Genomic DNA, 26006 nt, shown 5'->3' with positions numbered 1-26006 from the left:
CGACCGCACCACAATAGAACCCGCCCCCCAAGGCGCACAAGCCGGCGGATTCTGGCGTAGCTGTAGGCAAAGGCGCAAGGATATGTAGCCTGAGAGAGTGTCTGGAGATGTCTTTTTAAACGTTGGTGTTTATCGCGCCTCATCGCGTCCTGCCGTCTAAAATCGCTCCCAGCACCTGTTGCCAAGAATTCCCCCTGCTCGCCCTGCCTCGCGGCCACATCCAGCAGTCAACCAATAATTTGTAAGTAAATATTGAGCGCGCCGCCTGCCTCGGGCATGCTGCGCGCAGCACATTTACATGGACAGTAAAACTTTATGCGCCCCTCCAAGGACATGCCCTTTTCTTCGCGCGTACACGCTGGACACCCCCGCATTATTTTGGCGGCCGATACCCCTCGCCCCATATCGACTGCATTCCGGTCAAGGAAAACTGAAACTTTGAAAAGGAACATTTCATGAGTGGCAAATCTGCTGCGCGAGTGACAGATCCAACCAATTGCCCGCTCCCGGGGCATGGCACAAACCCTATTGTCAGCGGCTCGCCCAATGTAAATTTCGACGGTCTTGCCGCCGCTCGAATGACCGACAAATCCGCCTGCGGTAGCCCAATTACGGGCGCCGTCAGCGCTACGGTTTTCATCAATGGGCTGAATGCTGCGACTAAAGACAGTACCGGTGGCCACGGCAACGTGGTTATCGGCGGATCCGGAACGGTCATTATTGGCGACACCGTCGTATCAGCACCCTTCAGCGGTCTGCTGCCGATGCCCGTGCACTTTACTGACAAGTTCAGATTGGTTGACCAAGAGTCGGGCAAACCGCTAGCCCACTTTGAATACGCCATTCAACGCGCTGACGGCAGCATGGAACATGGCGTAAGTGATCCGATGGGTTACACGCATGTAGTGAGTTCGCACCTGCCTGAAACCATCAAGCTGTTTCTTGAGGATTAAGGCATGGCTGAAGTGGTTAGCAAGAGTGGCAGGAAAATGTCTCCCGTCGCCACGAGAGAAGTGACGGCCGTCAAAGACACCTCCCCTAAAACTGTAGCGCTGGACGCTAGAAAACAGATAAGACGGGCGGAGAATGAGGAGTATTTGAAGGATCCGAACGTGAAGGCATATTTGGCTGCCATTGCCAAAGCCGAAGGCGGTGACTACCACGCGAAATATGGATATGGCTGGGCAAAGGGTTTTCAAACCGGGAAATGGACGTTCACAGATGAGTCCACCCATCCAGGCGCCGGTTTCGGCGGATCAACTACGGCATCGGGCTTGTATCAAATAACCATTGCCACTTGGCGCGAGTATGGCGGCAAGATGGGGCTGACCGACTTTACGCCTCATACCCAAGACCTTATGGCGGTCGACATTCTGCGCACCCTCGGCGTGATCGACAAGATCAAGGCAGGTGACATCCCGGGCGCGATGCCGAAAGCCGCAACACGGTGGGCGGCACTTCCCGAGGGGCCCGGCAAGAAAAATCACTATCCACCGCAACCTTACGCCGAATATCCGGATTTTTTGTCGTACTACAAATCGGCTGGAGGAACCGTCAAATGAAGGCTTTGCATCTCATATTTGTCGCACTTTATTGCACGGGTATCAGCACAGCGTTTGCCGATGGCTCACAGGCGCCAAACGACAAGCGCGGGCCAGCAGGCATCGTCGTCGGTGAGCGTTTGGTGGCGGCCAAGTCCAAGCTAATCAAACAAGGCTGGAAGCCAACGCCGATGCATACCACCGACGGTTATGAATACAGCGGCGTGGAGCGTGAGTTGGCTGCACGCAAGTTCATCGAACTGGATACCTGTTCTTTCGATAGCTCGCGCTGCATCTTGTACTACTCAAAGAAAGGCACCTGCCTGCGCGTCGATACCATCGGTGAACAGTTCAATGACATGACGGTGACGCGATGGACCGATGAATGTCCTGAAATGCCTCAATAACCAGCCCCCACAGGTTTCAGCCTCGCACACACTATCTGTGACCAACCTAAAACCCTGTGGGAGCGAGCCTGCTCGCGAAGGCGCCAGAATGAACACCCGATCAATCACCAGGTGATCCCGACACCCGCATCAATCCGGCAATTGCAAATTATCCAACGCCCGATTCACCGCCAGCTCCCCGAGCATGATCAACTGCGCAATCCCCGCCAGCGCATGGCGCTGCGATGCCGGCAACAGACTGGAGACGTTCTGGGCGATGGTTTTGGCCGAAGCAAGTGTTGCACTGGCATCGACCAGCAGTTCTTCGGTTTTGTTGTCCGCCGTCACGGCGTACATCCCACGGTTTTTGCGTGGCGGCGGCGTGGAACCGGGTGGACAGAGGTAATGATCGAGCGCGCGGTCGGCGGCTTCGTGGAGTTTTTTGGAGTCGATGGATTCGTAGGGAGACGTGCAGTTAGATTCGGGCGGGTTGGGTGTTGGTTTGATCATGGTGAGGCTCCTATTAGAGTGGAGCCGCCATAACTGTCGCTAAACAGAAAGGTGGCGGCTGTACGCAGGTTAGCGAACCGGTTATAGGCACCCGGCAGACCCGAGGGTCTCCCGCATACAGCCACCATAGCGGAGTCGCAGACATTGAATCTGCGACAAAGCATGGAACGCTGATGCACCTATTACAAAAAGTCGAGTCGCTAAACCCGATCGCTGAATCATCAGCGACCGCACCACAATAGAACTCGCCCCCAAGGCGCACAAGCCGGCGGATTCTGGCGTAGCTGTAGGCAAAGGCGCAAGGATATGTAGCCTGAGAGAGTGTCTGGAGATGTCTTTTTAAACATTGGCGTTTATCGCCCCCCGTCACGTCCTCTCTCACCTTATATCGATTGGGCCTCTCATCACCTGACGCTAGCGAACAGCCCAGATGGGCAAGAAGCCAAACGCTCAACAACCTCGCCCCCCTCAACCCTAGCCACTCCAAACCGCCGATCCCCAATCGATATTGCAGTAATCAATAATCCATCCGCTCTACTCTGCAGTCAGGCGCTCTATCGCAACGGTAGCAAATACGTCGCCCGGGTTTTCTCTGTAGACCTAGAGCACCATTTGGATGGAAATCGAAACAACGCTATTGCGGCGTGGCGGTAGAACCACGTACCAGTTGACCTTCATGGTGAAAAAATCGGTCCGCCACGGCCCATAAGCGCTACGCATCTCTGCTGTGGCCAAATGACATTATTAGCGCTACATTTCTTTTCGTGGCGCCACGGACGAGGTTTGGAACCAAAAGGCGCAGAAACTATGCGATGCGAATGGAGGTGACAGGTGGTGGAAAAAAAGAACGTTTTTATCAGCCATGTTCACAAGGACGATCATGGACTAAAGAAACTCAAGGATTTGCTAGCTCCAAAAGGACTGGAGGTAAGAGACTCTTCCATCCATACAGGGAAATTCAATAATGCTACCGACGAGCACTATATAAAGACGCAGATCCTTGCTCCCGCTATCAACTGGGCAGGTATATTTATTTGCTACGTTTCCCCTCAGACAAAGAACAGTGATTGGGTTAACTGGGAGATCGAATATGCCGCAAAGCAAGGGAAGCGTATTGTAGGTGTTTGGGAGCATGGCGAAAAAGAGTGTGACCTCCCTAGTGCCCTGACAGAGTATGCCGACGCACTGGTTGGATGGAATGGAGATTCCATCATTGAAGCCATCAACGGCAAGGATTCTTGGGAAAAACCTGATGGGGGTGCGTGCGAGCCGGTGCCATTGAAGAGGCATCCATGCTGATGCCTCGTATTTATTCTTATGTTGTTCGGTATGACAGTGGATTCGCTCCTAATCCCTTCTATAACTACTGCACGCTCGCAACCTGTAAGCCAAAAATCCGAAAAGGAGCTCAAATTGGTGATTGGGTAGTCGGTAGTGGTAGTAATGATCGAAATGTTCGACTTGGAGGGCATCTCGTTTACGCAATGCGTGTAACTGAGGCAATGTCATTCGATGAATACTGTTTAGACCCTCGATTTGAGTCAAAAAAACCCTTCCGCAAAGGTAGTCGAAAACAAAGCTGCGGAGATAATATATATTTCCGGGCTGCGGCTGGGGCCGATTGGCAGCAGCGAGATTCATTCCACTCCCTTCCAGATGGTTCGGTTAACCCGGATCACGTGGCCCGTGACTCAGGGGTCAACAGGGTGCTAATTAGTGAGGACTTTGTATATTTTGGGGGAGATGGGCCAGAGTTCCCCGACAACCTGAAAGACCAACAAGGTCGCGATCTATGTAAACAAGGCATCGGGCTCACCACTTTTGATGATGTACAACTAATTTCGAGTCTTGAAAAATGGGTTAGAAGCTTTGGCGTTCATGGCTATCAGGGCGCTCCATTCGAATGGCTGACTATTCGCAGGTGACCGATGAAAAAAGAAGGTTCTCTATTGCTCTCGGATTACGCTGCAGAAATTGCAGATACAGACGTGCTTGACTCAAACGACTTTAATCCCATTCTTCAGGGCCTTTACGGGGAAGTCGGTGGAATAATGGCCACCGCCAAAAAGAGTGTTCGAGAGGGAACGGCTTATCCCGGCTTCAAAAAGGCAGCAGAAGAGGAGTTTGGCGATACACTTTGGTATCTAGCTGCAATTTGCAGGCGCCTGGATATTTCTCTTGAAGATATATTTTCGGAGGCAGCGAATCATGGACATTTCCGGAATGTGGGGGCCGCAAGTGATGTAGCTGATGGTGCGTTGGCTTATATAGCTGTCCCTGTAGATTCTGCTACTTCTCTAGATGACACATTAGTTTGCCTTGGGCGATCGGCCGCGGCACTACTCGGAAACACTCCTACCCGTCACGATTTGACTAATTTTGCACGGGCTTTTCTGGACTCTATGCACGCGGCCAAGCTTGCATTTTCGGAAGTAGCTCGCGGCAATATCAGGAAGGCTCGCGGCGCGTTCTTAGAACCCCAAGCACAAGATTTAGTTGGCCTAGATTTCGATTGCAACTTTGGAATCGAAGAACAACTCCCTAGAAGCTTCAGAATACGAGTAAACCAGCGGGGAAGTGGAAAAAGCTATCTACAATGGAAGGAGGTATTCATTGGTGATCCTCTAAGTGACAACATTGCTGACAGTGACGGTTACCGCTTCCATGATGTTTTTCACTTTGCTTATGCAGCAATCCTGCACTGGTCACCTGTAACTAGAGCATTGATCAAGCACAAACGAAAGAGTAATCCGAGGTATGATGAAGAGCAGGACAATGGTCGAGCCACCGTTGTAGAAGAAGGGGTTTCGGCGTGGATATTCTCCAGAGCGAAAGATCTGAATTTTTTTGCCGACCAAGACAAGGTTTCGCTTGGTCTTCTTAAAACAATTGGCGAATTCGTGGCTGGTTATGAAGTAGAGAAATGCCCGCTGAAGCTCTGGGAAAGGGCAATTCTGGATGGCTATACTGTGTTTCGCCAGCTTAAGGCGAACGAAGGCGGTTGGATCATTGGGAACCGTGAAGAACGCACTATCACATACATGCCGCTAGAGTCTGAAAAATGAAGATCCACCCATTTGTTGGTGCAGTAGCGTCTCTGCAGTTTGAAAATTGCTTCAATCCGTATTCGGATCGTTGTGAAATTCATGATCGACGTGATGCACCGCGTCGCCGTGCGACCACTCTGTCCGCGGTGTTGCGTCGTGCACTTGAGGAACCCGTTGACGCCATATGGATTGGAAGAGACCTCGGATATCGCGGAGGGCGCCGTACAGGGTTAGCCCTAACTGACGATGTTCACATAATTGAGCACACCCGACGGTGGAATCTTGAACTGGTTCCTGAGCGCCCGACTATAGGAAATGCTATGGCCGAACGAACAGCTGCGGTGATATGGGGAATGCTTGAAAATATTGACGCGCGCATCTTTCTATGGAATGTCTTTCCTCTACATCCGCATGAATCAGGGGATCCGTTCACAAATAGACAGCACAACGCTCGTGAAAGACAAGCAGGCGAAGAACTACTCCAGCAGCTCATCACATTGCTTCGGCCATCTCGGATAGTGGCGATTGGTAACGACGCTGCGGCTGCGGCAAATCGTATTATTGATTCAGTGCCCGTGATCTGCGTGAGACATCCAAGTTATGGAGGCCAAACACAATTCCAAAAACAAATCACAGAACTTTACGGACCATCTATAAGGAGTAACGGCTCATTGTTTTGATGGGATTTAATTTCTTTAGATTAGGTTTTCCCCATCAACCAAAATCCTTTCGTTCACGGCTATTATCTTTAGTGATTTCACCTAATCATGGATGTGCAAATGGGAGGATGGATTGCAACCACCCTCCCAATCCGCTTAAAAACTTCAATCCGCAACGCTTTAAATATTTCCCAAATGCGTGTGAAATATTTGTGCAAAGTCCACATCATTAAGATCCGCACCTGAAAAACAGCCGAGACTCTTGGCTAAATCCAAAGCAGCGCCGCCAGGGGATGGTATAGGTAAAATCTTAGCTGTTGGATGGAAATCCTTGAACAGCTCAAACTCATGTTCTACACCTTCCATACCACCAATAAAGACAGCCGCAACTAAGTCATCGCGCGACAGCATCTTTTCTCGCATTAACAGCAAACTCGCATCTAACCCTTCAGGTTTTGCGTCGATAAAAATAACATTTTTAAAGTGATCGTTTTCTTCCGGGTAGCGATTATCAAAAAACCTGCTCTGATACAGAACCACTGCCCCAGAATAATCAATACCCAAATCCTCGCATATACTCCAGATCATGGGGGTGATAGCTGGATGCCCTCCCCAAACAATCTTATGCTGACGAATTACGGATATAATGAGTTCTCTTACAGCACACTGAATTAGGAATGGATTGGCGGTTTCGTGATACGAACCCCGGTTCACAAGTGGAACGCTGGCTGAAAGAAAAATTGCACCCACGTTTAAACCTCCCAGTCTGCAAATTGCCATCCGGCTTCGCTAGCTTTGACCCATCTTGCAGAGCGAATGTGCTGCCCAAGCCAGTCTAAATGACCCTGCCATCGGGGGTGTAATCCAACATGATCGTATACAACGGCGACTGATTGATCTGGCGAATTGCTGGACGCATCGTGCAACGTGGTCGACGTTGGAACACCTACTGTAGGATAAACGACAACATTTCGTCCGTCTGGAAGTTGGATATAGACCGCCTTGTTAGGTCCAACTCCGATGAACTGTCCGCCAATAGTTTGAATAGCGTTACGCAAATTACTCACTAAATTTAAAGAACGCACTGCATGGCTTTGACTACGAACCTCTTCGATCTGCAAGCAGATTCGCTCTACGGCGCTTTCTGCAAGGCGCCCTGTAGCATCATCCACTTCTTCAGCTAACAACTCAGCACGACTGGCTGTGGATGTTCGCAAAGATGGCGTGCAGTCGGGCCAACCTACCCGTAATACGCTAATGCCTTTAGCCAAGGCCCGTCCAAACTCTGCGCTAGTCCATCGGCTTTCAAAATAGCCAGGTGTGTCAAGCATTACCAGAACGTCGGAATCGCAAAGTCGATGCCATAGCATCGTCTGAAAATCCTCCGCAGGTGCAATACCATGCGTATCGAGAAATACATCGAATAATCGAGCGGACAATGCATCGAAGAGTTGTAACGCTGCCTCACGGGCCTCGCTTCGGCGGTAGCTTACAAATACTCGACGCTGGCGAGGTAGTAATCCTGCACACTCGAGTAACGCGGTGGCGATTCTTTGTGGCCCATTTGGGGTATAGGCTAAACAGTTGATAGGACGCAGTAATTCAGGAATCTCGGCGTTCACGCTCTCAACGTTGGACGCTATTGGAAGTATCGGGATGCCTCGTTCCAGTAGCTTGACTATATTGCCGAGAGGAGGGCTCTCACCACCGAAAAACACCGCAGCAGACGAGCACTGTTGGTCGGGATTGAACGCTTCCGGGCGTATCTCCCACCCAACTTCATTGCCTAATCGTAGATTGAACATGCCAACCGCAGATTCGACGATTTCTTCGAGTTCATAAATCTGGGCGGGCGTGGGTGAGCCAAGCACTGCGAGTTGGTAGAGGGCGGCCATACTCTTCCTTGTGATTTCAGCGGCAACGTTGTTGGTCGAAATGCTTACCCATATGAACAAAGAAACAGAAAATCGGCAAGCAGGCTGAATCGACCCGAATTTGCTACGCAGATTCGAACAGCAGTGATCCGTCGAAAAAACACACAAATAAACTTTGCTTCTCCATTCCCTTCAGTCGTAGAGGTAATTGAACTATCACTCTAACCACCAAGAGAACGTAAGTTTTGCCCCGCAAATCAGTGCCGAGTCATCTTCGGCAACTCTGGCCCCTCCACCAACCTCTCCACCCCCAACCTTACCCTCTCCCCACCCTGCTCAATCACCACCCCATCCCCCTCCACCGCCACCGCCACCAACTTCACCCCAGGCCCCACCTTCTCCCCCTGCAAAAAACTCCTCGGTGGCCCATCGTTCAGGCTCAGTATCGCCACCGCCCCCCGACTCCCCGCCATCACCCCGCTCACCTTGATGTCCATCGGCGCCGTTTGATTGGAAAACCACTGCAACGCCGGGCTATCACTGCGTGCCGCCAACAACTGCGGGGCCGCTGCCGGGGTGTGGGATTCGGCGGAGGTCAGCAGCAGCGACGACCACGTCGCTACGCCGACCAGCGCTGCGAGCAGTGCGAGGGCCTGGACCATTTGGGGTGGGGAAACGCGTGCGGTGAAGGTCATGGGTTGAATCTCCTTTTTATCCCTGCTGCCAGCCTACGCGGCAATTCTCTCCGTTTTATTTCACACGCCTTACATGTTGGCCGTGCACGATGGCGCAGGACGCAAAGGAGCGCGCACGCGATGAACAGGCAAGAGGGTTTTACGCTGATCGAGTTGATGGTGGTGCTGGTGATCATCGTGGGGCCGGTTTGAGGCACGGAGCAATGAGCGTTCGATGGCCCTGAATGCGAAGTTCGCATGGCCGGGTTATGCGGTTGTTGCGCTATGAACAGGTCATTGGCGCGGCGGGGAATGGGCGGTTGCTCAAGGTTGGCATTCAGTTGTTTGACCGTAGTCAGGAGGCGCTACCGTTGGCCACACTCGATACCGTGCTGGGCAGCCCATAAAGCTCCTGAGCCTGGCCCTCATATTTAGAAGAGGGCCAGGCCAGGAGCCAGTTTTTTAAGCTTACTTGTTTGGAACCACGGTGAAGGTCCGAGGCTGGGACGCTTCTCCAACAGCGGCCTTGGCTGTAATGCTGTGCAAACCCACGCTCAAATTAGTCAAGGAAAAGGTCCAGTTCCCCGTTGGATCAACAGCGACTTTACCTTTGGCTAAATTGCTATCAAACACTTCAACTTGCTGCGCTGGTTGCGCGTTACCGGCAAGTCTCACGCTGGTCTCGGTGGTTTTAGCGCCATTCGCAATTTCAACGCCGTTGGCTCCTTTGACCGAAACGATAGTGGGTACGATTGCATTGGATTGGGATGTCGACATGGTGAAAACTCCGATAGTGAGATAAATGGGACGGAGTAATTCAACGCTGAAAAACGCAAATGCACACCTGTCAGATCTGACAGGTAGCGGTCCTTTTCCGACGAGCGATCGTCATCACTCAGGGTCGGTCAGCGCGAGTATCTGGACCATTTCAGGTGGGGAAACGCGTGCGGTGAATGTCATGGGTTGAATCTCCTTTTTATCCCTGCTGTCAGCCTACGCGGCAATTCTCTCCGTTTTATTTCACACGCCTTACATGTTGGCCGTGCACGATGGCGCAGGACGCAAAGGAGCGCGCGCGCGATGAACAGGCAAGAGGGTTTTACGCTGATCGAGTTGATGGTGGTGCTGGTGATCATCGGCATCGCCAGTGCGGCGATCAGCCTGAGTATCAAGCCCGATCCGTTGCAGTTGCTGCGCAAGGATGCCGAGCGCGTGGCGCAGTTGCTGCAGGTGGCGCAGGCCGAGGCCCGCGCGGATGGCCGGCCGATTGTGTGGGTGAGTGATGCCAAGGGGTTTCGGTTTAGTCGGCGCAGTGACAGTGGCAAGGGGTTTGATCATTTCGCGCAGGATCCGCAGTTGCGACCGCGTGCCTGGCAGAGTCCGAAGATGGAGGTGCGGGTGGAGCCGAAACAGAAGGTCGTGCTGAACGCTGAGTGGATCAATCCGCCGCTGCAATTGACGTTGTCGGATGGTTTGAATCGTTTGAGTGTGCTGCGTGATGGCAGTGGAAGGATCAGCCTGCAATGAAGCGCCAGCAGGGGTTTACGTTGATTGAGGTGATGGTCGCGATTTTGCTGATGGCGGTGGTGAGTCTGATTGCCTGGCGGGGGCTCGACAGTGTGACGCGGGCGGACAGTCATTTGCAGGCGAGCAGTGAGCAGAGAGACGGTTTGTTGCGGGCGCTGAATCAGTTGCAGCGGGATGTGGAGATGCGGGCGGGGGTTGAGTTGACCGAGCCGAGGAAGGTTGGGGTGGATGATGAGCCGCCGAGCGCCCCGCCCGCTTTGACTGTGCGCAGTAGCGACAGTAAGGGGTTTCGGCTGGACATCATTCGCACGGCGGCGGATCAGCCGGGGGCGTTGCAGCGGGTGCGGTGGTGGGTCAAGGGCGACACGTTGTATCGGGCGGTGGCTGAGGCGCGGAGTCGGTATCCGTTGCCGGCGCCTGGGAATGGGGTTGCTGTTTTGAATGATGTCAGTGATGTGCAGGTGCGGGTTTGGGAGGTGGATAAGGGGTGGCGGCAGTTGAGTGGGAATCGGCGGGAGGATCCGTTGGGGTTGGAGATTCGGTTGAGTCGGGGGACGGCGCAGGGGGTGGAGAAGTATCGGCAGGTGATTGGGCCGTTGGAGTGATACTGGCTGCAATGTGGATATCCGTGTAGGAGCTGCCGAAGGCTGCGATCTTTTGACTTTGATTTTGCAGATCAAAAGATCGCAGCCTTCGGCAGCTCCTACATTGGGATTGGGGGTCGTCAGTTGGGGATTGGTTGGCTGTGAGGCCGTCATCGCGAGCAGGCTCACTCCTACAATTGGATCGGGGGCAGTCAGTTGGGGGTTGGTTGGCTGTGAGGTCGTCATCGCGAGCAGGCTCACTCCTACAGTTGGATCGAGTACATCAGCAATGAGATTGGTTGGCTGGTAGGCCGCCATCGCTGGCAAGCCAGCTCCCACAGGGATTGGGGGCAGTCAGTTGGGGATTGGTTGGCTGTGAGGCCGTCATCGCGAGCAGGCTCACTCCTACAGTTGGATCGGGTACATCAGCAAGAGATTGGTCGGCTGGCAGGCCGTCTTCGCGAGCAAGCTCGCTCCCACCGTTTTAATGTGCGTACAACCCAAGCGGCAAAGCCGCCCCACTCAACAGGATGAGCGTTAGCTCGGCTGCAGCTTTTGATCTTGATCCACGGGCGACGTCGGAAGGCTGAGTGGAGGGATTCATCCGGGGGTGGGAGCGCAGCGACCGTTTGGCGCAGCCAAATGCATCGAGAGGAGGTGCAGCGAAGCAAACCGTAGGCGATGCGCCCGGATGGATCCCGGAGCGAAGGAACCCCGAGCTTTAGCGAGCGGGCCGGACGTAGGAGCAAGCGTTTTTGGTTACTTTTGAGGCGTTTGTCAAAAGTGACCCGCCGTAAGGGCGGAACCCTAAGCCGCCGTTACCGCAGCAACGGATATGTACCCAATCAACCCCACTAACTCAAAACAACGACGCCACCCGGCAGCTCAGTGCATTTGACGCCATAAGCATCGCGAATCAGCAATGCAACGCCAGCAAGTTGGTCAAGGCTAAAGCGCGCCTGCACCCGCCGCTGCCCAAGCTGACGATTAAGCAACAACAACATCCCCGGCCGATACCGATTGATCTCATCAATCATCTGGCTCAGCGTGGCGCCGTTAAACACCAACACTTGTTGGCGCCAGTTCATCACGACGGCTGTGTCGACGCTTTGCACACTGCCAACCTGCCGCGCGTCATAGGTCACCTGCTGCCCCGGTTCAAGACGCAGACTACGACCTTCAACATCCACTTCAACCGCACCATCAAGACAAGTCACACACACCTGCTGATCGGTATTACGCAAATTGAACCGCCCCTGACTCGCACGCAACCACCCTCCCCCAGCCTGCATCGCCAACGGCAACCGCGCGGTCTGCACTTCAACCTCACCACTGACCAACTCAAACCCCTGCACACCGTCAGACACCGCACGCTGATTAATCCGCGTCTGAGTGTTCAGCTCCAGACTCACACCCTGCACAGGTTCAAAACGCCGCTGCTGGCCAACTTCAGTGATGTAGTCCGCGCCCAGCCCTTCAAAGCCACCAGGAATCGTCCCGCGCACCAGCAAAAACGCCGCCGACGCAGCAATCGCCCCACCGAGAAAAGCACGACGGCCAAACCCACGCGGTGCTTGTATGCCTTGCGCGGCGGGTTGCAAGTTGTGCCACAACACCTTGGCCTCTTCGAACGCGCGGGCATGCTCGGCACTCCGGGCGCACCATTCGCGCAAGGCGCGGGCGTCGGCCACGGTGGCGCGGCCGGAGGTCAGCAGGACCAGCCAGTCGCGGGCTTCGCTGTGCAGATTGTCGGCCGCCGATGGCTCGGCAGGTGTCAGTCGAAAGATGTTCAAACGCGCAGATTCTCAACGAATTGATCGGGCACTATTCAGAAGACGGTTTTCCGGCCCCGCGACCGAACCGCTGAAACACTTTTCTTTCCAGTTTCGCGGCGCAGAAGCCCAACGCGGCTTTGATTTCCTTCTCGACCATGCGCGTGGAAATGCCGAAGCGCTGCGAGATTTCCAGATGCGGCGCCTCCTCCAGACGCGCCGCGATGAAGATCTTCCGGCGCCGTGCGGGCAGCTCGTACAACGCACTGAGCAGCGACTGGATTTCCTTCTGCCCACCGACTACTCGCGCGGGATCGAGGGCTTCGTCGCCGATTTGCAGCAGCTCTTCGACTTCCTCGCCGGTGAGCAGGCGCGCGTCGGCCTGACGGCGGTCGGCGGCGATGTTCAGGGCCATGCGGTAGAGGTAAGCATTGGGCCGCAGGACGTTCGGCGGCGTCTCCATACGGTCGACGCGCAGGTAGGTTTCGTGCAGCACGTCGTTGGCCAGATCTTCCGAACCGAGACGCCTGCGCAGGCGCACCCGAAAGTCCTCGTAGGACGTCAGGAACAGTTGGACCATCGAACCTTGTCCGGTGTCTTTCATCCCCCGGAAACTCCTTCCCATTTGGTGCATTCCATGCGTTTCCCTGACGACTCCGGTAACAACAGCAACGTGACCGGCTGACGCAAGGCGCTGGGCGTCGGCCGGTCGATTTTGAGATTGCGAAAACTTTCCACCAGCGCGTTGTCGCGCCGTACATCACCGGTCGAAGTGACCAACCGGTTGTGCTGCACCAAGCCGTCGCGGCCGACCCAGACCTGCAACACCGCGCGATAACTGCCCGGACGGGTCAGCGGCGAGCGGCACAGATTGCGCTCGATCGCCGCTTGCACCGCTGTCGCGTAACTGCGGTTGACCGCGACGCTTTCCGGCGTCTGTTTTTGCGGCGGCGCCGGCACGTCTTCGACCTGCGCCACTTGCAACGTAAACGCATCGTCGCGGGCATAACGCGCCATCAAACCACTGCCGCCGAGCAACCGACGCAAGGCATCGGCGGCGGTGTATTCACCGTCCACCGCGAGCGAACGACGACCGCGACTCAACTGACTGTCGACCAGCACCGCAACGCCCGTGGCGTGGCTGTACTGATCCAGCGCGTGCGCCAGATCCTGTGCCGGAATGTGCAGCGTCATGCGCAGGTCCGCCGGCACCGCATCGGCCATTGCATGGCCCGCCGCACAGCCAAGCAGCCACCCCAGACACATCCGGCGCACAAGCCTCGTTGAACGCTGAAAACCGTCCGTGGAATTGCCTCGCTGCACGGCTGACGAATCCTTGGAAATCGTCATCCTGAGGGCTGTTTATGAATCTGGTGTGACGGGCGGTGCAAAAAAACCATCACGGGAATTGCGCACGGCTTGCACTAGACTCAAGCCATAGCGCGGCCCCATCGGGCCGGCCAGGAGGCGAGCATGAACACACTGTGGCGATTAAGCCTTGGCGGGCTGATGTTGATGGCGCTGTCGAGCGCCTATGCCGAGCAGCCATTGGGCTGTGTCGAGGTGACGGTTGGCGGTTACAAGGCGCCGAATTACGATTGTCTGAGCCAGCAGATGGGCAACAATCCCGAAGGCGCTGCGGCGGCGGAGAAGAATCAAGAGGCGCTGAATGTGCCGGTGAACAAGCGGCCGCCAAATCAGGTTGGCCTGGCGACACCGGCGGCGACCAGTACGCGGATGGGCAATACCTTTGGCACCTCGGTGAAACCGCAACGCCCACCGCAATGACACGCCACCGATCGTTCCCACGCTCCGCGTGGGAATGCAGCCCGGGACGCTCCGCGTCCCATCCAGAGCCGAACGCAGAGCGTCCGCTGAGGCATTCCCACGCAGAGCGTGGGAACGATCCTGTGGTGTTCAGTCGCTTACCGATCGTTCCCACGCTCCGCGTGGGAATGCAGCCCGGGACGCTCTGCGTCCCATCCGGAGCCGAACGCGGAGCGTCCGTTGAGGCATTCCCACGCAGAGCGTGGGAACGATCATCGGGGGCTCAATCGCTTGGGGTTTGGCGGAAGCTTACTGCGAGGCGATTCCAACTGTTGATGGTGGTCACGGCCATAGTCAGGTCGACCAGTTCGCCTTCGCTGAATTGCTCGCGGGCCTGCTGATACACCTCATCGGGCACACGGCTCTCCGCCAACAACGTCACCGCCTCGGCCCAAGCCAACGCCGCACGCTCGCGCGGGTTGAAGAAGTTGCTGTCGCGCCACACCGCAATCGCATACAAACGCCGATCACTCTCCCCGGCCCGTCGCGCATCCACCGAGTGCATGTCGGTGCAAAAGGCGCAGCCGTTGAGCTGTGAGGCGCGGATGCGGATCAGTTGCAGCAACGGCTGTTCGATACTGAGGTTGGCGGTCAGCGCCTCCATGGCAATCATCGCTTTCATCGCCTTGGGCGAAGCGTTGTAGTAATCCAGGCGCGGGGACATGGCGGTTCTCGGTGGACGGAATAATGACTTCACCGTAAACGCCGGCAGCCATGCATTACAGCCCCAATTGCACGGAAAACCGCTACACCACTGCATCCCCGCCAAACACAAATCCCTGTAGGAGTGAGCCTGCTCGCGATAGCGGTGTGTCAGGCAACATTGATGTCGGATGTGCCACCGTCATCGCGAGCAGGCTCACTCCTACAGGGATCTAGGCCAATTTTGGGTTTTTCGGGTAGGCAACTATTGCAGGTCCCGCAACAGCGGTAATCTGGCGCGCACGCCAATTAGCCTCGGGAGCCTCGTCGGTATGGAACTTCACGTCGTGATCAACGGCCGCAAGGATCTTGCCGGTCAGTTGTATCAACAGCTGCGCGGCGCCATCGAATCCGGGCGTCTGGCCGCTGGCACGCAATTGCCGCCCAGCCGTCTGCTCGCCGAGCAACTGGGCATCTCGCGCAAGACCATTTCCGATACCTACGCGCAACTGACCTACGAAAACTTCCTCACCGGGGTGATCGGCAAAGGCACTTACGTCAACGCGCGCCCGGCGCAGATCCAACGCAAGCAAAGCCACAGCGAACTGGCCAGTGCCGAGGTGATCGAGAGCTGGCGCAATCTGCCGGTGTTTCTGCGTCACCCGACGCTGGAAGGCTCGCTGCGTTACGACTTCATCGGTGGCGCGACCAGCAAGGGCCAGTTCCCGCAGGATGACTGGCGCCGCTGCGTCGCCCATGCGATGCGCCAGATGAGCCAGTCCAAGGGTTTCTACAGTGTCGCCGAAGGCCTGCCGGCGCTGCGCAATGCGATTGCCCGGCACATCGCGTTTTCCCGCGGGATCAACTGTCAGGACGAAGACATCGTCGTGTGCAATGGCGCGCAGCAAGCGCTGGATCTGATCACCCGTGTGTTGATCCGTCCTGGCAGCCTGGTGGCCATGGAAGATCCGGGTTATCCGCCGGCACGCCTGTTGTTCGGCACCCATGGCGCCGAGGTGGTCGGGATTCCGGTGGATGCCGAGGGCATTCAGGTCGAGCACATTCCCGATGGCACGCGCCTCATCTATGTCACGCCGTCGCATCAGTTTCCGCTGGGCATGCCGATGAGTCAGGCGCGCCGTGAAGCCTTGCTGGCCCGCGCTCATGAGTTGGGCGCGATCATCATCGAGGACGACTATGACAGCGAGTTTCGCTACGAAGGCCGGCCGACCGATTCGCTGTACAACCTCGATCAGCGCGGCATCGTCGCCTACGTCGGCACGTTCTCGAAAACCCTGCTGCCGGAGTTGCGTCTGGGCTATGCGATTCTGCCGCCGGCGATTCTCGAGGCGGTGATCCGCGCCAAGCAACTCACCGATCTGCACGCCTCGACCCTGCCGCAATGGGCGCTGGCCAAGTTCATCGCCGAGGGCTGCCTGCTCAAGCATATCCGCCGCTGTCATGCGATTTATGCGCAGCGCCGTGAGCGGATTCTCGCGCGCATGGCGGATGATTTGTCGCCATGGCTTGAGGCAGTGCCGGCCAGCGCCGGGTTTCATATGGCGGTGTTCTGCAAGGTGCCGATCGACTTGCCGCTGGTGATCGAACTGGCGAAAAAGGTCGAAGTCGGGCTGTACTCGATCAACGGTTTCTATCATCAGCAACCGGCGAAGAACGGCCTGTATTTCGGCTTCGGCGCCATCGAAACGCTGGACATCGATATCGCTCTGGATCGCCTGCGCGACATCCTCGAACAGCTGTCATGAGCCTTTGGTATAACGCATTTACTGCCGATTGGTTATTGGTGATTCACGACGGCAGGCCTATCCTGCACAGGCGTTATCCCTCAATGAGCAGGATTCGTCCGGCCTGATTCAGGAGTGTGAGCAATGTCCAACGAAGTGATCAATACGGTCCAGGTGCAGGCTGCCGCCGGCCGCTCGGATGAACTGGGCAGGCAACTGCAGAAGATCGTCGAAACCCTGCGCGAGACGCCGGGCTGCGATTCCTACCTGGTCGACCGCTGCCCCGAGGACAGCCACCGCTGGACGGTCAGTGCCCGCTGGCAGTCGGAAGCGGCAATGCAGGCGCATTTCAACCGGCCCGAGGCGCAGGGGTTTATTGACTTGATCGATAGCCGGCTGGCCAATAGCGTGGATTTCAACAGTTTCCCTATCGTCTGATCTGACGCCTTCGCGAGCAGGCTCGCTCCCACAGGGTTATTGGTTGTTCACAAGATAGGTGAGCAACCGCAGAACCTGTGGGAGCGAGCCTGCTCGCGAAAGCGTATTGCGCCACATCGATAACCTTCCTGCCTCCCTCGCCGATTGGTCACCTGATCTTCCCGAATATTGGCCGTTTGAATGCCCCGCCCCGCGGACTACTGTGATCAGCAACACCCCGATTATCACAGGTAACCCGCCATGAAAGCCCTGCCCTTCTTCGCTGCCGCCCTCGCCTTAAGCCTCTGCACTTCGACCGCTTTCGCCCACGACCCGTCGGAAAAAGTCACCGTCCTCCAAGACCAGATGCTGAAAAACGCCCCCGGCAAAAAAGCCATGATGATTGAGGTCGACTACAAACCCGGCCAGTCCTCCATCGCCCATAAACACGATGGCACGGCGATGGCTTATGTGCTGGAAGGCGAAGTGATTTCCCAGGTGAAGGGCGAACAGGCGATCACCTACAAAAAGGGCCAGTTCTGGTACGAACCGGCCGGCTCCGAGCATCTGGTGTCAAAAAATGCCAGCCAAAGCAAACCTGCGAAGTTGCTCGTGTTCATGGTCCTGGCCCCGGATGAGCAAGTGCTGATCCCGCTGAAAAACTGATGGCTGTTTAACCAGCCATAAATAAACGGGGGCAAATCATCGTTTCGCGCCTTTTTATTTCCCGGCGCAATTAACCGCGCCGGGTTACAGCAAATGAAACTATCTAACACGTTTTAACTCAGCAAATTGTCAGGTTGGCGGGTTTAGTCTGAATTAACTGTCGTCGCCGACGGCATTTCCAAACTTTCCGACTGATGTTGTTTCACGGGAGAAACACCATGAAACTTGCGCTCACCAGTGTACTGGCGATATCGGTTTTAGCTCTGTCAGCCTGTTCAGTCCCCACCGCGCCGAAAGCAGTTTCCTCGCTCGACACCTTGCTCCCTCATCCCACCGGCCGCAGCAGCGCCACCCAGGTAAAAAGCGGTCCCGGCGTGTCGTTGGGCGTGGTCTATAGCCCAAGCACCCAGACCAACCGCGAATACCTGCGCGATTACCAGGCCAACGCCGGCACCGGTTTCGGCCAGAGCCTGCTGGTGCAGCCGATCCACGACGCCTACGTCGCCAGCTCAAAACCGGACATGGCGGTGGACTGGGTTAACGCCTCCCTGCAACGCCAGTTTGGCTCAGTGACGGTGTATCCGGACATGCAAAGTCTGCGCGCAGCCAGACCGGATGTGACGGCGATTGTCGACACCCATAGCCAATTGATCACCTCGCGAAGTTCCGACATCAAAGCCGATGTCAGTGCCGATTTTTATGATACGCAGTTGAACTATATCGGTACGGCGAAAGGTTCAGAGGCGCGAGAGTTGACGCCAGTATGGGCGGACTTCAAGCGGTCAGAAGAGATAGTTGCCGATATTAATCAGCAGCAGGATGTGCAAGTTCGGGCGCTGCAGAAGTTTGACCAGTCGCTCAACAATTTGGTCGCAAGGCCTGCGGATAAAGTGTCGATGCTGGATAGTAAACAAGGTCAGAAGTTGTATTGATATAAAGAACGCCATCGCGAGCAGGCTCACTCCTACAGTTGGAATGCGCTCCCCCTGTAGGAGTGAGCCTGCTCGCGATGACGCCATAACAACCACCAAAAAACCCTCAGACATAAAAAAGCCCCGACATCTCACGACACCGGGGCTTTTTCATTCAGCCACTACTTACGCCAGTTCAAGCTCGGCATTCGCAGCAACCGCAGGCACTACCGCCTGCCCGCTCAACGCCAGGTCCAGCAGTTCACGGTTGGCCACTGCATACATGGCGTAGTCCGTGCCGCTCGCCGCACGGATTTCCACCAGCATGGCGCGCCAGCGCGAGATCATGCTTTCGTGCTGTTCCATCCACAGCGCCAGACGTGCTTCCACGTCCAGCGTGCCGTCGCCCTGTTGCAGGACGGAGATGGTGATTGCACGTTGCTGCCAGTCGACATCGTCACGGAACGCTTCACGGGCCAGGGCTTGCCAGTTGTTTTCAACCGGCAGCGCGCTGATCTGTTGCAGGTACCAGGTGATGTCCAGCGCACTGCCGACGGCGAAGTAAGCCTTGGCCACTTCGGCCGGATCCTGGCCAGTCACGTCGGACGCTTCGATGATCGGCAACAGGGTGTACAGGTGCGAGGTGCCCGCGACCATACGCGCCAGCAATTCCGGTACACCGGCCTCGACGTACGCCTGATAACGCGCCTGCCAGTTTTCACGGATTTCGCCGCTCAGCAGTTCGTCGAGCTTCAGACCCAGCTCTTTCAGGTGTGGACCGAAGTGCGCGGTATCACGGGCAGCGTTCTGCTCGTTGCGGCGGGCACGCAGGAACCAGCGCGTGGCGCGGCGACCCAGACGCATCAGCTCGTCCATCAGCTCCAGTTGCACGTCAGCGCTGACCTGGTAGTCCAGCGCTTCGATCTGACGGAACCAGTGCGGGAGGTGGAAGATGTCGCGCACGATCACGTAAGCACCGGCCACGTTCGCCGGGCTCATGCCGGTCGACTCTTTGAGTCGCTGAACGAAGGTGATGCCCATGTGGTTGACCAGGTCGTTGGCGATCTGGGTGCTGACGATCTCGCGCTTCAGACGGTGACGACGCATGGCTTCGGAGAACTTGCTGACCAGAGACGGCGGGAACGCCGTTTCCATGTCGCGGGTCAGGTAATCGTCGTCCGGTACCAACGAGCCCAACAGCTGCTCTTTGAGGTCAATCTTGCTGTAGGAGATCAGCACCGACAGCTCAGGACGGGTCAGACCGTGGCCTTCAGCAATACGCTCGGCCAGTTGCTCTTCGGTCGGCAGGAACTCGATGGCACGGTCCAGCTTGCCACGGCCTTCCAGATCGCCCATCAGACGCTTGTACTCAGCGATGCGCGCATAAGCGCGGCGCGCCGCCAGGGACAGGGCCTGAGTCTGCTTGTAGTTGTTGCCCAGCACCAGATTGCCGACTTCGTCGGTCATGCTCGCCAGCAACTGGTTGCGTTGCTTGTCGGTCATGTCACCGGCCTGAACCACTTCGTTCAGCAGGATCTTGATGTTCACTTCGTGGTCGGAGCAGTCCACGCCACCGGCGTTGTCGATGAAGTCGGTGTTGGAACCGCCGCCATTCAGACCAAATTCCACACGACCCAGTTGGGTCATGCCGAGGTTACCACCCTCGCCCACCACTTTGCAGCGCAGCTCATTACCGTTCACGCGCAACGCATCGTTGGCCTTGTCGCCGACATCGGCGTGGCTTTCGGTGCTGGCCTTGACGTAAGTACCGATACCGCCGTTCCACAACAGATCCACCGGCGCCTTGAGCAAGGCGTTCAGCAGTTCGGTCGGGGTCAGCTTGTCAGCCTTGATGTCGAAGCGTTCCTGCATCTGCGGGGAGATCGCGATGCTCTTCGCGCTGCGCGAGAAGATACCGCCACCTTCGGACATGATGCTGGTGTCGTAGTCGGTCCAGGCCGAACGCGGCAGGTCGAACATGCGCTGACGCTCGACGAAGCTGGTCGCCGGGTTCGGGTTCGGGTCGATGAAGATGTGCAGGTGGTTGAAGGCAGCGACCAGTTGCAGCTTGTCGGACATCAACAGGCCGTTACCGAACACGTCACCGGCCATGTCGCCGACGCCGACAACAGTGATGCTGTCTTCCTGAACATTGATGCCGCGCTCGCGGAAGTGACGTTGTACGCCAACCCACGCGCCTTTGGCGGTAATGCCCATTTTCTTGTGGTCGTAACCGGCCGAACCACCGGACGCAAACGCGTCACCCAGCCAGAAGCCGTAGTCGATGGCGATGCCGTTGGCGATGTCGGAGAAGGTTGCAGTGCCCTTGTCCGCTGCCACTACCAGGTACGGGTCGTCATCGTCGTGGCGAACCACGTTCAATGGTGGCACCAGCGCGCCGTCTTTCAGGTTGTCGGTGATGTCCAACAGGCCGGAAATGAAGATGCGGTAGCAGGCGATGCCCTCGGCTGCGATCTCGTCACGGCTGCCGCCCAGTGGCAGGCGACGCGGCAGGAAGCCGCCCTTCGCACCCACTGGCACGATGACCGAGTTCTTCACTTGTTGCGCTTTTACCAGGCCGAGGACTTCAGTACGGAAGTCTTCTTCACGGTCGGACCAGCGCAGACCGCCACGGGCAACGTTACCGAAGCGCAGGTGCACGCCTTCAACGCGTGGCGAGTAAACGAAGATTTCGAACTTCGGCACTGGCTTCGGCAGTTCAGGGATCGCGTGCGGGTTGAACTTGAAGCTGAAGTACGACTTGTTCTGGCCGTTGGCGTCAGTCTGGTAGAAGTTGGTCCGCAGGGTGGCTTTGATCAGGTCGAGGTAACGACGCAGGATGCGGTCTTCGTTGAGCACCTGGACGTCGTCCAGTGCGGTCAGAATCGCTTGTTCCAGACGCAGTTGCTTGTCTTCCAGATCGTCGTCGCTGAGTTTGCGCGCCAGATAGAAGCGGGTCTTGAACAACCGGGTCAGCTCGCGAGCGATGTCGGTGTGGTTGTTCAGGGTGCTGGCGATGTAGCCCAGATCGAAGCCCAGACGAATCTGCTTCAGATAACGCGCGTAAGCACGCAGCAGCGCCACGTCGCGCCATGGCAGGCCGGCGGTCAGCACCAGACGGTTGAACGCATCGTTTTCGGCGTCGCCACGGACGATGTGGACGAAGGCGTCCTGCAGGGTGTCGTTGAGTTGCTGGATGTCGAGGTCCAGGCCTTCAGCGGCAGTGAACGCGAAGTCGTGAATCCAGAACTCGCGGCCATTGGTGTGACGCAGACGGTACGGGAATTCACCCAGTACGCGCAGGCCGAGGTTTTCCAGAATCGGCAGCACGTCGGACAACGCCAGCGGCGTGTCGGCGTGGTACAGCTTGCAATGCAGCTCGCGCTGGCCGGAGACCTGACCGAGCGGCTGATAGAAGCTCATCACCAGCGGATTTTTTTCGTTGAGGCTCAGCAGGTGCTGCATGTCGACCACGGCCGAATGCGCTGCGAAACGCTCGCGGTAGCCGGCCGGGAAGCCTTTCGGGAAGTCGGCCAGCACGTTGGTGCCGTGGGCTTCGCCGAAGCTTTCGACGGTCAGTGCGGCGTAGTCGTCCTGCCAGCTGCGGCAGGCTTGCACGACTTCTTTTTCCAGCAGCACCGGGTCGATGTCGAGACGGTTTTTCGGGTCGACACGCAGGATCAACTGCACGCGCGCCAGCACCGACTCAGAGAAGAACGTCCAGAATTCGCAGTCGGAAGCCTTCAGGCGCTCCATCAGCACTTGCTGGATCTTCTGGCGAACTTCGGTGGAATAGATGTCGCGCGGCACGTAGGCCAAGCAGTAGCAGAAGCGACCGTACGGGTCTTTGCGCAGGAACACGCGGATCTTGTTGCGCTCCTGGATCTGCACGATCGACATCACGGTGGTGAACAGTTCGTCGACCGGGGTCTGGAACAGGTCATCACGCGGCAACACTTCAAGCACCTGCGCCAGTTCCTTGCCCAGGTGAGCCTTGGACTGGAAGCCGGAGCGGGTTTCGATTTCTTCGACCTTGCGGCGGATGAACGGGATGACCCGCACGCTCTCGCCATACACCGAGGAGGTGTACAGGCCCATGAAGCGGTGTTCCTTGATGACTTTGCCGTCGGCGTCGATTTCACGGATCGACACGTAGTCCGGGTACGCCGGACGGTGTACACGGCTTGGGTGCGCAGCCTTGGCGAACGACAGCAGGGTCGGTTCGCGCAGGTAGGCAACGGCGTAGTCTTCGATGCGCAGGTCTTCGTAGGTCAGGCCGGTGCGCAGCAGTTTGGTCAGGCCGAGGAAGGAGTTCTGGTCGTACTCGATATGGCCGCCATCGGCCTGATCGGTGACTACGAATTCTTCGTAGCCGAGGAAGGTGAAGTGGTTGCCCACCAGCCATTCCAGGAAGCTCTTGATTTCGTTCTTTTCGTCGGTATCGACGGCGAACGCGCTGTTGTCGAGTTTGGTGAGGATTTCCTGCACCTTGGCTTTCATCGGCTCGAAATCGGCGACCGCAACGCGGACTTCACCGAGAACCTGTTCCAGCTCTTTGCTCAGCACATTCAGTTCGGCCGCGTTGGCGCAGCGGTCGATTTCCAGGTACATCAGCGATTCGTGCAGAACGCCTTCGCCGGTGCTGCCTTTTGGCAGGATTTCCAGCAACTCGCCCTTGCTGCCACGACGCACGCTGAGCACGGTGGTTTGCAGGGTGTGGATGCTGTAGCCGCGACGGTTCAGTTCGGTACGGACCGAGTCGACGAGGAATGGCAGGTCATGGTGCAGCACTTCGACCGCGGTGTGGGTCGACTGCCAGCCATGACGCTCGTAATCAGGGTTGTAGACGCGCACTTGCGGTTGCGCGTGATCGAAGCGCTCAAGCAGGCGCCACGCAGAAAGAGTACAGCCAGCGAGGTCGGAGAGGCGACGTTGAGTCAGCTCGTCCAGAGAAATGATGCCGAAGAATTGTTCAGCGAACAGCGCCACTTGTGGCAGTGCCTGTTCACTGATGTGCTGCGCCAGTGCCGCTTGCAGTTGGTGCTGGAAGTCGGCTTTGCTGGCTGCGGTGAAGAACGCCATCTGTGGTACTCCGCTTAAGCTTGTTATTGATGGAAAGCGTCGCGTGCAACACCCCTTTCGGGGCTTGTGTCGCCCTGTTCCTGATTCTCGGGCAGAGGAAACAGGGGGACAGGTGGGTGAAGCTGGACGGGACACTGAGGTCACATTCACCTTCCATTGAATGAGCATCTGCAAAAGCGACTGTCAGCGTCGCCGACAATGCCTTTACGGGTGCTCATCCGTTGCGCAGCTTAAAGGGTGCGACAATGTGTCTGCTTGCGGTGCTGCGACATATTCGGTCATTGGCACGTAAACCGAGGGTTTGACACCGGTAAACACTAGCACTCGTGGCGCAAAACGCTGGTCTGAATGCCCGTTTTTACGGTACATGCGTGCCAGAAATGACCATTGACCCACGTCGCGTTCACGACACATCCTCTGACACTCTCACATGCAGAAATTCCCGAGGACTGGCAGAATCGCGCCCATTAGCGACCAACACGCCCCTCGAGGCAGGAATTGACCATGCAAATGACCACCGCCCTACTGATCGTCAACCCGTGCGATGACGAAGAAGACAACATGGCCATGCTCTGCTGCCACAGCGACAAGGGCGACATGTTCCTGATGAGCCGTTATCCGGATGAGGATGAGCTGGAAATCACCCTGGATGGCGAGCCTTCGACGCTGGATGGGGTGAAAGTCACGCTGACTTCGACGCTGCTGAAGATCGAGATCGCGGCGGCGGATGCTGATGCGTTGAATGGGGATGATGTGCTGGAGATCAGCTTTAACCCGGATATGGTGGATATGGATGAGGTGGTCGAGACCTTGACGAATATCCTTGATGGGACTGGCACGTTCATCAACGAAGTTTGATGGTGCCCGGACTGGCCCCATCGCTGGCAAGCCAGCTCCCACAGTGATCGGTGTCTGGCACAAATCCATGCACACCTCTAATACCTGTGGGAGCTGGCTTGCCAGCGATGAGGCCTTCACAGACAGCCAAAAGATCGCAGCCTGCGGCAGCTCCTACATTGGAATGCAATCACCTGTAGGAGCTGCCGCAGGCTGCGATCTTTTGCCCTTTTCTACAAAATGCCGTTAGTCGCCACCCCCTGCGATGGATTAAAGTAACGCCCCCAGCCCCGGCGTTATCCGAACGCCTGTGGCCACCCCTTTCCAGGAACAGTCACCGATGGAACATCGTGAAGCGCTGCTGGCGCTGCGAACCTTTCTTTCAACGCAGATTCTCGGCCAGGAAAAACTCATCGAGCGTTTGCTCATCGCCCTGCTCGCCGACGGCCACATGCTGGTCGAAGGCGCGCCGGGTCTGGCCAAGACCAAAGCGATCAAAGAACTCGCCGAGGGCATCGAAGCCCAGTTCCATCGCATTCAGTTCACCCCTGACCTGCTGCCGGCCGACATCACCGGCACCGAGATCTATCGCCCGGAAACCGGCAGTTTCGTGTTCCAGCAAGGGCCGATCTTCCACAACCTGGTGCTGGCGGACGAAATCAACCGTGCGCCGGCCAAGGTGCAATCGGCGCTGCTCGAAGCCATGGCCGAGCGTCAGGTCAGTGTCGGTCGCAGCACCTATGAACTGTCGCCACTGTTTCTGGTGATGGCCACGCAAAACCCGATCGAACAGGAAGGCACCTACCCGCTGCCGGAAGCCCAGCTCGACCGTTTCCTGATGCACGTGAAAATCGGTTTCCCGGACGCTGCCGTCGAACGCCGCATCCTCCAGCAGGCCCGGGGCGAAGCGCTGAACGGCGAAACCAAGCCTGAACGCCGCGTGAGCCAGCAGGCAATCTTTGCCGCGCGCAAGGAAATCCTTGGTCTGTACATGGCCGATGCCGTGGAGGAATACCTCGTGCAACTGGTCATGGCCACCCGTACGCCGGCCAAGTTCGACCCGGAAATGGCCGAGTGGATCGCCTATGGCGCCAGCCCGCGCGGTTCCATCGCCCTCGACCGCTGCGCCCGTGCCCACGCCTGGCTGGCCGGTCGCGACTTCGTCAGCCCGGAAGACATTCAAGCGGTGCTGTTCGACGTGTTGCGCCACCGCATCATTCTGTCGTTTGAAGCCGAAGCCGCCGGCATCGATCAGGATCGGGTGGTGCAGCGGATTCTCGACGTCGTAGCCGTCGCTTGACCCCC

28 protein-coding genes are annotated in these 26006 nt (G+C 56.9%); 18 read left to right on the top strand and 10 right to left on the bottom strand.

Features of this window, described 5'->3' with window-relative positions; all coding sequences use genetic code 11:
- Positions 1-455: 455 nt before the first annotated feature.
- The 3 genes from ACIPIZ_RS06945 to ACIPIZ_RS06935 are packed head-to-tail and all read left to right on the top strand — an operon-like array spanning position 456 to position 1948.
- Positions 456-953: a PAAR domain-containing protein gene (locus tag ACIPIZ_RS06945; RefSeq protein ID WP_401164680.1), complete on the top strand. Its 498-nt coding sequence runs from the start codon at positions 456-458 to the stop codon at positions 951-953.
- Between the two features lie 3 nt (positions 954-956).
- Positions 957-1562 carry a hypothetical protein gene (locus ACIPIZ_RS06940; protein ID WP_401164678.1) on the top strand — a complete coding sequence of 202 codons (606 nt, stop codon included), beginning with the start codon at positions 957-959 and terminating at the stop codon, positions 1560-1562.
- Entirely contained in the window at positions 1559-1948 is a 390-nt protein-coding gene (locus ACIPIZ_RS06935) for a hypothetical protein (protein WP_401164676.1), read from the top strand. Before ACIPIZ_RS06940 ends, ACIPIZ_RS06935 begins: the two co-directional genes overlap by 4 nt.
- Positions 1949-2077: 129 nt before the next feature.
- On the opposite strand, the gene ACIPIZ_RS06930 is transcribed toward ACIPIZ_RS06935, so the two are convergent.
- The gene (locus ACIPIZ_RS06930) at positions 2078-2437 is read right to left on the bottom strand and encodes a DUF6124 family protein (protein WP_401164673.1); all 360 of its coding nucleotides are present in this window, start codon (positions 2435-2437) and stop codon (positions 2078-2080) included.
- Positions 2438-3271: 834 nt separating this feature from the next.
- Here ACIPIZ_RS06930 and ACIPIZ_RS06925 point away from each other — a divergent pair.
- The 4 genes from ACIPIZ_RS06925 to ACIPIZ_RS06910 are packed head-to-tail and all read left to right on the top strand — an operon-like array spanning position 3272 to position 6164.
- Positions 3272-3736 carry a TIR domain-containing protein gene (locus tag ACIPIZ_RS06925; protein ID WP_401164670.1) on the top strand — a complete coding sequence of 155 codons (465 nt, stop codon included), beginning with the start codon at positions 3272-3274 and terminating at the stop codon, positions 3734-3736.
- Positions 3730-4362: a hypothetical protein gene (locus tag ACIPIZ_RS06920; RefSeq protein WP_401164667.1), complete on the top strand. Its 633-nt coding sequence runs from the start codon at positions 3730-3732 to the stop codon at positions 4360-4362. The genes ACIPIZ_RS06925 and ACIPIZ_RS06920 overlap by 7 nt, the downstream gene beginning before the upstream one ends.
- A gap of 3 nt (positions 4363-4365) precedes the next feature.
- Positions 4366-5502 carry a nucleoside triphosphate pyrophosphohydrolase family protein gene (locus ACIPIZ_RS06915; protein WP_401164664.1) on the top strand — a complete coding sequence of 379 codons (1137 nt, stop codon included), beginning with the start codon at positions 4366-4368 and terminating at the stop codon, positions 5500-5502.
- Positions 5499-6164, top strand: a complete 666-nt coding sequence (locus ACIPIZ_RS06910) for a uracil-DNA glycosylase (protein WP_401164661.1) — start codon at positions 5499-5501, stop codon at positions 6162-6164. Before ACIPIZ_RS06915 ends, ACIPIZ_RS06910 begins: the two co-directional genes overlap by 4 nt.
- Before the next feature lie 159 nt (positions 6165-6323).
- Here ACIPIZ_RS06910 and ACIPIZ_RS06905 read toward each other — a convergent pair whose 3' ends face one another.
- The 3 genes from ACIPIZ_RS06905 to ACIPIZ_RS06895 form a co-directional block, all read right to left on the bottom strand.
- Entirely contained in the window at positions 6324-6893 is a 570-nt protein-coding gene (locus ACIPIZ_RS06905; protein WP_401164659.1) for a hypothetical protein, read from the bottom strand.
- 2 nt (positions 6894-6895) lie between these two features.
- Positions 6896-8038: a toll/interleukin-1 receptor domain-containing protein gene (locus ACIPIZ_RS06900; protein ID WP_401164657.1), complete on the bottom strand. Its 1143-nt coding sequence runs from the start codon at positions 8036-8038 to the stop codon at positions 6896-6898.
- Positions 8039-8274: 236 nt separating this feature from the next.
- On the bottom strand, positions 8275-8712 hold the full coding sequence (locus ACIPIZ_RS06895; protein WP_401164655.1) for a type II secretion system protein N: 438 nt from the start codon (positions 8710-8712) through the stop codon (positions 8275-8277).
- A 120-nt stretch (positions 8713-8832) separates the two neighbouring features.
- Here ACIPIZ_RS06895 and ACIPIZ_RS06890 point away from each other — a divergent pair, with 120 nt between their 5' ends.
- Together ACIPIZ_RS06890 and ACIPIZ_RS06885 are read left to right on the top strand one after the other, a co-directional pair.
- Entirely contained in the window at positions 8833-8904 is a 72-nt protein-coding gene (locus ACIPIZ_RS06890; RefSeq protein WP_401164795.1) for a prepilin-type N-terminal cleavage/methylation domain-containing protein, read from the top strand.
- A gap of 56 nt (positions 8905-8960) precedes the next feature.
- Positions 8961-9098 (top strand): hypothetical protein, encoded by a 138-nt coding sequence (locus tag ACIPIZ_RS06885; RefSeq protein WP_401164653.1) that lies wholly within the window; start codon positions 8961-8963, stop codon positions 9096-9098.
- A gap of 61 nt (positions 9099-9159) precedes the next feature.
- Here ACIPIZ_RS06885 and ACIPIZ_RS06880 read toward each other — a convergent pair whose 3' ends face one another.
- Positions 9160-9468: a hypothetical protein gene (locus ACIPIZ_RS06880; protein WP_401164650.1), complete on the bottom strand. Its 309-nt coding sequence runs from the start codon at positions 9466-9468 to the stop codon at positions 9160-9162.
- 303 nt (positions 9469-9771) lie between these two features.
- Here ACIPIZ_RS06880 and gspH point away from each other — a divergent pair, with 303 nt between their 5' ends.
- Together gspH and ACIPIZ_RS06870 are read left to right on the top strand one after the other, a co-directional pair.
- Positions 9772-10218: a type II secretion system minor pseudopilin GspH gene (gene gspH / locus ACIPIZ_RS06875; RefSeq protein ID WP_038369315.1), complete on the top strand. Its 447-nt coding sequence runs from the start codon at positions 9772-9774 to the stop codon at positions 10216-10218.
- The gene (locus tag ACIPIZ_RS06870; RefSeq protein ID WP_401164648.1) at positions 10215-10823 is read left to right on the top strand and encodes a prepilin-type N-terminal cleavage/methylation domain-containing protein; all 609 of its coding nucleotides are present in this window, start codon (positions 10215-10217) and stop codon (positions 10821-10823) included. Before gspH ends, ACIPIZ_RS06870 begins: the two co-directional genes overlap by 4 nt.
- A gap of 833 nt (positions 10824-11656) precedes the next feature.
- Here the strand turns inward: ACIPIZ_RS06870 and ACIPIZ_RS06865 are convergent.
- The 3 genes from ACIPIZ_RS06865 to ACIPIZ_RS06855 are packed head-to-tail and all read right to left on the bottom strand — an operon-like array spanning position 11657 to position 13840.
- Entirely contained in the window at positions 11657-12595 is a 939-nt protein-coding gene (locus tag ACIPIZ_RS06865) for a FecR family protein (RefSeq protein WP_401164646.1), read from the bottom strand.
- A 31-nt stretch (positions 12596-12626) separates the two neighbouring features.
- The gene (locus tag ACIPIZ_RS06860; RefSeq protein ID WP_007913935.1) at positions 12627-13178 is read right to left on the bottom strand and encodes an RNA polymerase sigma factor; all 552 of its coding nucleotides are present in this window, start codon (positions 13176-13178) and stop codon (positions 12627-12629) included.
- Complete coding sequence (locus ACIPIZ_RS06855; RefSeq protein ID WP_095122850.1) at positions 13175-13840, bottom strand: secretin and TonB N-terminal domain-containing protein; 666 nt, start codon at positions 13838-13840, stop codon at positions 13175-13177. The genes ACIPIZ_RS06860 and ACIPIZ_RS06855 overlap by 4 nt, the downstream gene beginning before the upstream one ends.
- A 207-nt stretch (positions 13841-14047) precedes the next feature.
- On the opposite strand from ACIPIZ_RS06855, the gene ACIPIZ_RS06850 reads away from it, so the two are divergent.
- Entirely contained in the window at positions 14048-14362 is a 315-nt protein-coding gene (locus ACIPIZ_RS06850) for a hypothetical protein (protein ID WP_122660881.1), read from the top strand.
- A gap of 262 nt (positions 14363-14624) precedes the next feature.
- On the opposite strand, the gene ACIPIZ_RS06845 is transcribed toward ACIPIZ_RS06850, so the two are convergent.
- Positions 14625-15065 carry a carboxymuconolactone decarboxylase family protein gene (locus ACIPIZ_RS06845; protein WP_008087990.1) on the bottom strand — a complete coding sequence of 147 codons (441 nt, stop codon included), beginning with the start codon at positions 15063-15065 and terminating at the stop codon, positions 14625-14627.
- A gap of 310 nt (positions 15066-15375) precedes the next feature.
- On the opposite strand from ACIPIZ_RS06845, the gene ACIPIZ_RS06840 reads away from it, so the two are divergent.
- The 4 genes from ACIPIZ_RS06840 to ACIPIZ_RS06825 all read left to right on the top strand — a co-directional run bounded on the left by ACIPIZ_RS06840 (position 15376) and on the right by ACIPIZ_RS06825 (position 18803).
- Positions 15376-16809 carry a PLP-dependent aminotransferase family protein gene (locus ACIPIZ_RS06840; RefSeq protein ID WP_105705057.1) on the top strand — a complete coding sequence of 478 codons (1434 nt, stop codon included), beginning with the start codon at positions 15376-15378 and terminating at the stop codon, positions 16807-16809.
- 123 nt (positions 16810-16932) lie between these two features.
- Entirely contained in the window at positions 16933-17226 is a 294-nt protein-coding gene (locus ACIPIZ_RS06835; RefSeq protein WP_016984406.1) for a putative quinol monooxygenase, read from the top strand.
- A 240-nt stretch (positions 17227-17466) separates the two neighbouring features.
- Positions 17467-17871 carry a cupin domain-containing protein gene (locus ACIPIZ_RS06830; protein ID WP_150647370.1) on the top strand — a complete coding sequence of 135 codons (405 nt, stop codon included), beginning with the start codon at positions 17467-17469 and terminating at the stop codon, positions 17869-17871.
- 218 nt (positions 17872-18089) lie between these two features.
- Positions 18090-18803: an ATPase gene (locus ACIPIZ_RS06825; RefSeq protein WP_122660883.1), complete on the top strand. Its 714-nt coding sequence runs from the start codon at positions 18090-18092 to the stop codon at positions 18801-18803.
- Positions 18804-18968: 165 nt separating this feature from the next.
- On the opposite strand, the gene ACIPIZ_RS06820 is transcribed toward ACIPIZ_RS06825, so the two are convergent.
- Positions 18969-23864, bottom strand: coding sequence for an NAD-glutamate dehydrogenase (locus ACIPIZ_RS06820; RefSeq protein ID WP_401164641.1), 4896 nt, complete (start codon positions 23862-23864; stop codon positions 18969-18971).
- 504 nt (positions 23865-24368) lie between these two features.
- Between ACIPIZ_RS06820 and ACIPIZ_RS06815 the strand changes: the two genes are divergently transcribed.
- Together ACIPIZ_RS06815 and ACIPIZ_RS06810 are read left to right on the top strand one after the other, a co-directional pair.
- The gene (locus ACIPIZ_RS06815) at positions 24369-24722 is read left to right on the top strand and encodes a hypothetical protein (protein ID WP_064119835.1); all 354 of its coding nucleotides are present in this window, start codon (positions 24369-24371) and stop codon (positions 24720-24722) included.
- Positions 24723-25041: 319 nt separating this feature from the next.
- On the top strand, positions 25042-26001 hold the full coding sequence (locus tag ACIPIZ_RS06810; protein WP_003218556.1) for a MoxR family ATPase: 960 nt from the start codon (positions 25042-25044) through the stop codon (positions 25999-26001).
- The last annotated feature ends 5 nt before the right edge of the window (positions 26002-26006 follow it).

This window comes from Pseudomonas sp. NPDC087690, from assembly GCF_044743175.1.
Classification (GTDB): Bacteria; Pseudomonadota; Gammaproteobacteria; order Pseudomonadales; family Pseudomonadaceae; genus Aquipseudomonas.
This window is presented reverse-complemented; position numbering and strand designations above follow the sequence as displayed.